The 8,092-nt window shown below is 74.1% G+C and carries 7 protein-coding genes; all 7 read right to left on the bottom strand.

Annotation, left to right across the window (positions count from 1 at the left end):
• Nucleotides 1–73 precede the first annotated feature (73 nt).
• Nucleotides 74–1,051, bottom strand: coding sequence for a methionyl-tRNA formyltransferase (gene fmt / locus NBZ85_RS04020; protein WP_261554324.1), 978 nt, complete (start codon nucleotides 1,049–1,051; stop codon nucleotides 74–76).
• A gap of 560 nt (nucleotides 1,052–1,611) precedes the next feature.
• A complete protein-coding gene (locus tag NBZ85_RS04015) occupies nucleotides 1,612–3,888 on the bottom strand; it encodes a primosomal protein N' (RefSeq protein ID WP_261554323.1) in 2,277 nt (758 codons plus the stop codon).
• 109 nt (nucleotides 3,889–3,997) lie between these two features.
• Entirely contained in the window at nucleotides 3,998–5,194 is a 1,197-nt protein-coding gene (gene metK, locus NBZ85_RS04010) for a methionine adenosyltransferase (RefSeq protein WP_261554322.1), read from the bottom strand.
• Between the two features lie 41 nt (nucleotides 5,195–5,235).
• On the bottom strand, nucleotides 5,236–6,543 hold the full coding sequence (gene coaBC / locus NBZ85_RS04005; RefSeq protein WP_261554321.1) for a bifunctional phosphopantothenoylcysteine decarboxylase/phosphopantothenate--cysteine ligase CoaBC: 1,308 nt from the start codon (nucleotides 6,541–6,543) through the stop codon (nucleotides 5,236–5,238).
• Nucleotides 6,544–6,550: 7 nt separating this feature from the next.
• Nucleotides 6,551–6,835: a DNA-directed RNA polymerase subunit omega gene (gene rpoZ, locus NBZ85_RS04000; protein WP_009742799.1), complete on the bottom strand. Its 285-nt coding sequence runs from the start codon at nucleotides 6,833–6,835 to the stop codon at nucleotides 6,551–6,553.
• Between the two features lie 137 nt (nucleotides 6,836–6,972).
• Nucleotides 6,973–7,518: a guanylate kinase gene (gmk, locus tag NBZ85_RS03995; protein WP_261554320.1), complete on the bottom strand. Its 546-nt coding sequence runs from the start codon at nucleotides 7,516–7,518 to the stop codon at nucleotides 6,973–6,975.
• A gap of 247 nt (nucleotides 7,519–7,765) precedes the next feature.
• Nucleotides 7,766–8,083 carry an integration host factor, actinobacterial type gene (gene mihF, locus NBZ85_RS03990; protein ID WP_261554319.1) on the bottom strand — a complete coding sequence of 106 codons (318 nt, stop codon included), beginning with the start codon at nucleotides 8,081–8,083 and terminating at the stop codon, nucleotides 7,766–7,768.
• Nucleotides 8,084–8,092: the final 9 nt, after the last annotated feature.

Here is an 8,092-nt window from a genome sequence, read left to right as displayed (position 1 = left end):
CCCTGGCACCCGCGGGGCCGGTCGACGGCGGCGGGCGGGCGGGCCCCGCGGGTGCCAGGGGATCCGGCCGGGCTCATGCGGCTCCCCCACTGCCGGCGGGTGCCCCAGCCGGCGCAAGCAGGACGTCCTCGCCGGTCAGGCGCGCCCCTCGGGCCCAGTCGGCGGCCTTCATCGGCCCTCGGCCCTCGGGCCGCACCTCGCCGAGCAGCACCGGGCCTGTCCCGGTGCCCACGGCGACCGTGCCGTCGGCGAGCGCCGCCAACCGACCCGGCGCCAGTTCGTCCGGAGCGTTCTGCGCCCCGACGCGCACCGGACCTATCTTGAGCCGCCGGTCCCGGAACATCGTCCAGGCGCCGGGTGCGGGCGTTGCCGCCCGGGTCAGCCGGTCCACGGCGACCGCCGGCAGGGTCCAGTCGATCAGCACATCCTGGGCGGTCAGCTTCGGCGCGAACGATATTCCCTCGGCGGGCTGGGGCACGGCCTGCAGGGTTCCGTCGTCGATGCCGTCCATGACCGCGGCGAGCAGGTGCGCACCGGACTCCGCGAGCCGGTCGAGCAGGTCGCCGGAGGTGTCGGTGGGGCGGACCCGCTCGGTGACGACGCCGAACACCGGGCCGGAGTCCATCGCCGGTTCGATCTGGAACACGCTGGCGCCGGTGAGGTCGTCGCCGGCCAGCACGGTCCGCTGCACCGGGGCCGCGCCGCGGTGGGCCGGCAGCAGCGAGAAGTGCAGGTTCACCCACCCTTGGTGGGGAATCGCCAGGGCCTCCCGGGGCAGCAGGGCGCCGTAGGCGACGACCGGGCAGCAGTCGGGCGCCAGCTCGGTGAGCGCCGCGAGGAAGTCCGGGTCACGCGGTCGCTCCGGGCTGAGCACCGGGATGCCGGCCTCGTCGGCGAGCAGGTGCACGGGCGGCGGTTTGATCTTCCGGCCCCGGCCGGCGGGCCGGTCGGGGCGGGTGACGACCGCGACCACGTCGTGGCGCGGGCTGTCGATCAACACCCGCAGGCTGGGCAGGGCGACCGCCGGTGTGCCGGCAAAAACTAGACGCATACGCGAGCACCGATCCGCCGCGACGCCCTACGAACGCCGCGGCCGTCTACGGGGGGCATGATCCGAGCTGTTCGGCCTGGCCCGGGACCGTCCGCCGTCGCCCGCGGGCGGGGACACGGGCGGCGTCCTCGGGCCTGCCGCTGCCCGACCGTATCGCGGGCGGCCACCGCTGTGACGGACGGTCGGCCTCGGCGGCGGACGGGGTTGTCTCGAGGACTCGACGAGCTGGCGGTCCTACTCGTGTCGCTACGCTGTCGCTGGCCCGTTCCTCACCTCTGCGGGGCCGACACTGTGATGCCCCCAGCTCGGCCGGCGATGCCCGCGGGGTCGGGGCCGCCCCACGTTCGGCGCGCCCATCGGGCGCCACCCCTCGCGCATCCTTCTGTGACCAGTCACGCACGGAGCCGTGCCGAGGGTTAGCCGCGGTTTTCGGCACTGAAACCGTGGCTAACCCTCGGCATGATCTGGCCGCAGTCGGGCGGGGAAGCAGTCTGGCGGGGAAGCGGGCGGCAGTGGGCCCGGGCCGTGGCGGGCCGCACTCGGCGGTGACGGGCTCGCCGTCAGCCGATGACGAGCGGATCGAGTTGGACGCGCAGGCCGGCGGTGCTCCGGCGGGTGCCGAGGACGCCGCGGGCTGCGTGCAGGGCGGCGGCGAGGGCCGCGCCGTGCTCGCGGGGCACCCGGATGAGCAGGCGTTCAATCTCGTTCACCTCGCCCGGCCCGCCGGCTCGCGGGCTGCCGCCCAGCACGGGCCCGGCCGCGGGCGGCAGCGGCACGGGGCCCAGCAGGTCCGCGCCCTCGGGCAGGTGGGTGGCGGCGAGCAGCTCGGCGACGGCTGCGGCGCTGCCTTCCACGGTGGCCATCCGGGTTGCCGGCGGGAACCCGAGTTCGGCGCGTTCGTCGGCCTCCCGGGCGGCGAAGGTCGCGGGATCCCAGCGGATCAGGGCCTGTACGACCGGGAGCCCCGCGTCGGCGGACACGATGACCCGGCCGCCGCGTGGCGCCGGGCGGGCCAGCGCCGCCGCCGCCGCCCAGCGCCGCAGGGTGGTCTCGGCGGCCCGCAGGTCGGGACGGCCTAGCAGGGCCCAGCCGTCGAGGAGCAGCACCGCGCCGTACCCGTCGGCGGCGACCGGCTCGGCGCCGGGGGTGGAGACGACGAGCGCCGGCTCCGCGGGGACGGTGGCGAGCACGCCGTCGCGGCCCGAGGTCCGCACCGGGACGCCGGGGAAGGCCCGGCCCAGCTCCTCGGCGGTGCGCCGGTCCCCCGTCACCGAGGCCCGCAGCCGCTCGCTCGAACACGACGGGCACCGCCAGACCGCCGCCCCGACCGCCTCGACCGCCCCACCCGGGGCGGCGGGCACGGGACGGCCGCACCACTGGCAGGTCAGCACGCCGGCGCCGGAAGACCGGCCCAGCGGGCCCTGGCAGTGCCGGCAGCGGGCGGGACGCCGGCAGTCCGCGCACGCCAGTGAGGGTTGGTAACCGCGCCGGGGCACCTGGACCAGCACCGGGGCTCCGGCGGCCAGCGCCTGGCGGGCCGTGCGGACCGCGAGGGAGGGCAGCCGCGCCGCGCGGGCGGCGGGATCGCGGGCGTACTCGTGGTCCGAACCGGTCGCCTCGACGCGGGGGGCGAGCGCCCGGACCTCGAGCAACGGCAGCGCCAGCGGGTGGGCCCAGCCGCCGCGGACGAGCGCCTCGGCCTCCGTTGTCGGGCAGAAGCCACCGATCAGCAGTGCGCAGCCGTCCTGGCGGGCGCGCAGTACGGCGACGTCGCGGGTGTGCGGGTAGGGGGCCAGCGGCTCGGCGTGCAGCTCATCCCCGTCGTCCCACACGACCAGCAGGCCGAGGTCGGTCACGGGGGCGAAGACCGCGGCCCGGGTGCCCACCACGACCCGGGCCTGCCCACGGGCAGCCGAGAGGAAGGCGCCGTAGCGGCGGGACGGGCCGAGGTCGGCCCGCAGGGCGACGGTGATCTCACGCCCGACCACCTCTACCAGCGCGGCCTCCGCCCGATCGACGTCACGGTGGTCGGGAACGACGACGACCGCACCGCGGCCCGACCGCACCGCGGCGCCGACCGCGGCGGCGATCATCGCCGGCCAGGCGGGGCCGGGTGGCGCCCACCACACGGCACGCGGTGACCGGCCGGCGGCCAGCGCCGCGAGCATCGACGGTCCGGCGGGATAGCGCACCCAATCCCCCGGCTCGGCGGAGGTGGTCTCCGGCGGAGAAGTCTTCGGCTGGGAAGGAGCGGCCGCCGGTTCGCCGGGAGCGGCCTCGGGCATCGCGGTGGCGGTTCGCGGCGGCATGATGGCGGTTCGCGGCGGCACGGGGGCGGTTCGCGGCGGCACGGGGGCGGTCTCGGTACGGCCGTGGCGGGGTGGGACGGCGAGGCGAAGGACGTCGGCCAGTGTTCCGGCGTAGCGGTCCGCCACGGTGCGGGCGAGCCGGGCGATCGACTCGGACAGCACCGGCTCCGGCGAGACCGACCGCTCCAGCGGGGCGAGCCGGCCGGGGTGCTCCGAGGCCGCCAGCCGCTCCAGGACGAATCCGTCGACCTGCCGGCCGGCGAAGCGGACCCGGACCCGGGAGCCGGGCACCGCCGCCGCGGCGAGATCGGCCGGGACGAGGTAGTCGAAGGGACGGTCGAGGTGGGTCAGCGGGGTGTCGACCGCGACCCTGGCCACGGGCAACTCTGCGGCCGGCGGGGCCGGCGCGCCAGGACCGCGGGCCCGCCTCGAGCCACCTCGCGCACCCGAGCCCGAGCCCCGGCCGGGCCGCGGCGGCCCGGCCGGCCCCGGGCCAAGGCCGGGGATCGTGTCGGGCCGCTCGGTCATGTGGGCATTAGTACCAGGTCCCGCCGACAGGATCGGCCGGCCCGCGGCCCCGCCTGGTCACACAGGCGCCTCGGCTGCGGCTGCGCCGGCCGAGGCGCCGGCCGAGGCGTCAGCCCTTGACCGCGCGCTGGAGCGCCTCGGCGCGCGAGGTGGACTCCCAGGTGAAATCGAGCTCGGGGCGGCCGAAGTGCCCGTAGGCGGCGGTCTGGGCGTAGAGCGGGCGCAGCAGGTCCAGGTCACGGATGATGGCCGCCGGGCGCAGGTCGAAAACCTGGGTCACGGCATCCTGGATCTGCTCCTCGGGAACCGTGCCGGTGCCGAAGGTCTCGACGAACAGGCCGACCGGGTGCGCCTTGCCGATGGCGTAGGCGATCTGCACCTCGCAGGCGCTGGCGAGGCCGGCGGCGACCACGTTCTTGGCCACCCAGCGCATGGCGTAGGCGGCCGAGCGGTCGACCTTGGACGGGTCCTTGCCGGAGAAGGCGCCACCGCCGTGGCGGGCGTACCCGCCGTAGGTGTCAACGATGATCTTGCGACCGGTCAGGCCGGCGTCGCCCATCGGGCCGCCGATCTCGAAGCGGCCGGTGGGGTTGACCAGCAGGCGGCGGCCCTCGGTGGAGATGTCGAGCAGTGCCAGCTCCGGCTCGACGACGTACTCGGCGATGTCGGGCGCGAGCAGCGTGTCGAGGTCGATGTCGGCGGCGTGCTGGGTGGAGACGACGACCGTGTCGAGGCGGACGGGCTTGCCGTCGGCGTACTCGATGGTCACCTGGGTCTTGCCGTCCGGGCGCAGGTAGCCGACCTGGCCGTCCTTGCGGACCGCGGACAGCCGCCGCGCGAGGCGGTGCGCCAGCGCGATCGGCAGCGGCATGAGCTCGGGGGTCTGGTCGCAGGCGAAGCCGAACATCAGGCCCTGGTCCCCGGCGCCCTGACGGTCAAGCTCGTCCTCGACGGAGCCCTCGACGCGGGACTCGTGGGCGGTGTCGACGCCCTGGGCGATGTCCGCGGACTGCGCGCCGATGGAGACGCTGACGCCGCAGGAGGCGCCGTCGAACCCCTTCTTCGACGAGTCGTAGCCGATCTCCAGGATGCGCTCGCGGACGACCGCGGCGATGTCGACGTAGGTCTTGGTGGTGACCTCACCGGCGACGTGCACCTGGCCCGTCGTGATGAGCGTTTCCACCGCGACCCGGCTCTTCGGGTCGTCCTTGATCATTGCATCGAGGATCGAGTCACTGATCTGGTCAGCGATCTTGTCCGGATGCCCCTCGGTGACGGACTCGGACGTGAACAGGCGCGTCGCCACTGGTCTAACCCCCTGGGAGATCCGGTTGATTTCGACGAAGCTTACCGAGTGGCCCGCACAGGTACCCGCACTGCCTCGCCGGCCGTTGCATCGCCGTGACCGATCGGGAACGCCACCACGAGGTCGAGGATCCGGTGCGCGACCAGGTCCTTGCTCGCCCGCTCGATGGTCGTCTGGCTACCGTCGCCGGCCAGGACCACCGCGGCGTTGTCTGCCACCTCGAACCCGAGCCCGGCGCCGACCTGGTTGACGACGAGGAGATCGACGGGCTTGCGGGCGAGTTTCGCCCGCGCGTGGTCGAGAACCCCGCCGTCGGGGCCGCCCGTCTCGGCGGCGAATCCGACCAGGAGCTGCCCGGGGTGACGGTTCGCCACCAACTCGGACAACACGTCAGGGTTTCGCACCAGAGCAATGGAGTCGGGCGCCGCGGATTCTTTCTTAATCTTGTACGCCTGGGTTGCCTGCGGCCGGAAATCGGCGACTGCGGCGGCCATCACGACGACATCCGCCGACGGCGCCACCTCGTGCACCCGTTCCCGCAACTCGGCGGCGGAGGTGACCGCGATCGTGCGCGCCCCGGCGACCTCGGGCAGGGCGACGTTGGCCGCGACCACCGTCACCGAGGCGCCGCGGGCCAGTGCCGCCCGCGCCACCGCGTAGCCCTGGCGCCCGCTGGAGGCGTTGCCGAGAAAACGAACCGGGTCGAGGTACTCCCGGGTGCCCCCGGCGGTGACCAGCACGTGCCGGCCGGCGAGGTCCGGGCGGACGCCGTCGGCCCCGCGGGCGAGCACCGCCATGCCGAGCGCGGCGATCTCCGCCGGTTCGGGCAGCCGACCGGCCCCGGAATCAGCGCCGGTCAGCCGGCCGACAGCCGGGTCGAGCACCACCGCGCCCCGGGCTCGCAGGGTGGCGACGTTCGCCCGGGTGGCCGGATGCTGCCACATCTCGGTGTGCATCGCCGGCGCGAAGACCACCGGGCAGGTCGCCGTGAGCAGGGTCCCGGTGAGAAGATCGTCGGCCCGCCCGGCGGCCGCGCGGGCCATCAGGTCCGCGGTCGCCGGGACGACGAGGACGAGGTCGGCCTCTCGCCCGATGCGGACGTGGGCCACCTCGTCGGCGTCGCTCCACACATCGGTCGTGACCGGGTTGCCGGACAATGCCGCCCAGGTCGTCTCCCCGACGAAACGCAGCGCGGACGGCGTGGGCACGACCCGCACCTCATGCCCGGACTCGGTGAACCGACGCAACACCTCGACCGCCTTGTAGGCGGCGATGCCCCCGGCCACCCCGAGCACGACCCGGGGCCGCCGGGCGGAGGCGCCCGCGGCGCCGGTGGGCTCGTCGGTCACGGCCGGGTCAGGCGACCGGCGGGAGGCTGTCGGAGACCGTCTCATGGGTGAGCAGGCCGGCGTTGATCTCGCGCAGCGCGATCGACAGCGGCTTCTCCTGGGCGTTGGTCGTCTCGACCAGCGGCCCGACATACTCCAGCAGGCCCTCGCCGAGCTGCGAGTAGTAGGCGTTGATCTGGCGGGCCCGCTTGGCCGCGTAGATGACCAGGCTGTACTTCGAGTCGGTGGCCTCAAGCAGCTCGTCGATCGGCGGGTTGGTGATGCCTTCGGGGTGGGCTACGGTTCCGGCCACGATGTCCTTCCGGGGTGGATGTCCGGAGCGGCAGCAGCCGTCCGGACTGTGCACCCGGGCACAGGCGTCGAGACTCCTGTGCCCGGGTTCAAGCGCATGAAGTGCGGCTTCGCGGCGCGGTCCGAGCGGACCGGCACCTAAGAGCCGATCATCAATGCTACCAACCGCGCGGCCGCGGCCCGAACATCGTCGTTGACGACCACGTGGTCGAACTCCGTCTCGGCCGCGAGCTCGATGCGAGCCCGGTCCAGCCGGCGGGCGATGACCTCGGGTGACTCGGTCCCCCGGCCGGTCAGCCGCCGCACCAGCTCCTCGAACGTGGGTGGAGCGAGAAAGACGAACCGGGCGGCCGGCATCGCCGAACGCACCTGGCGGGCCCCGAGCAGTTCGATCTCCAGCAGGCACGGGACGCCGTCGGCGAGCCGTTCCTGCAGTGGACCCCGCGGGGTGCCGTAGGCGTGCCCGGCGAACATCGCATGCTCGACGAACTCACCGGACTTGACCATCCGGGCGAACTCCTCGGCGTCGACGAAGTGGTACTCGACACCGTCGGTCTCCCCGGGCCGGGGAGCCCGGGTGGTGGCACTGACCGAGACCCAGACCTCGGGATGACGCTCGCGGACGGCCGCAACGACCGTCCCCTTCCCGACTCCGGATGGCCCGGACAGCACAGTGAGTCCCACGGTCACAACCCTAGGGCCTCCGGGACGGCTGCCGCACAGCGGTCATCCGCCTGCGGACGACCCCAGGATGGGACTTGTTTCCCATGGACTTACGGATCGAGGGCCGGTAAAGAATACCGACCCCCGATCCGCTCGGAAGGTCCCGCGGCTTCACCAGAAGTACGTGAGTGAGACCACTCACCCGGTGATGCCGCGTCCCGCCAAGGCCCTACTCCGGTTGCCGGAGTGGATTTCCCACTCCGCCGGATCAGGCCGTTCCGAACTCCTCGAGGAGCGCGGCGCGCTGCTTCGCGCCGAGCCCTCTCAGCCGGCGGGTCGGACTGATCCCGAGCCGTTCTCGGATCTTCTGGGCGCGCACGCGCCCAACTCCGGGAAGCGACTCCAGAACAGCCGAAACCTTCATCTTGCCAACGACCTCATCGGCCTCGGCCTGTTGCAAGACGGCGGCCAGAGTGGTCTCCGCCTTCTTCAACCGCTCCTTGAGTTCCGCGCGCTGCTTACGAGCCAGCGCGGCTTTCTCGAGGGCGGCGGCCCTCTGCTCGGGCGTTAGGGGCGGCAGGGGCACGGGTACGCC

The organism is Frankia tisae (genome assembly GCF_025403405.1).
Classification (GTDB): domain Bacteria; phylum Actinomycetota; class Actinomycetes; order Frankiales; family Frankiaceae; genus Frankia; species Frankia tisai.
This window is presented reverse-complemented; position numbering and strand designations above follow the sequence as displayed.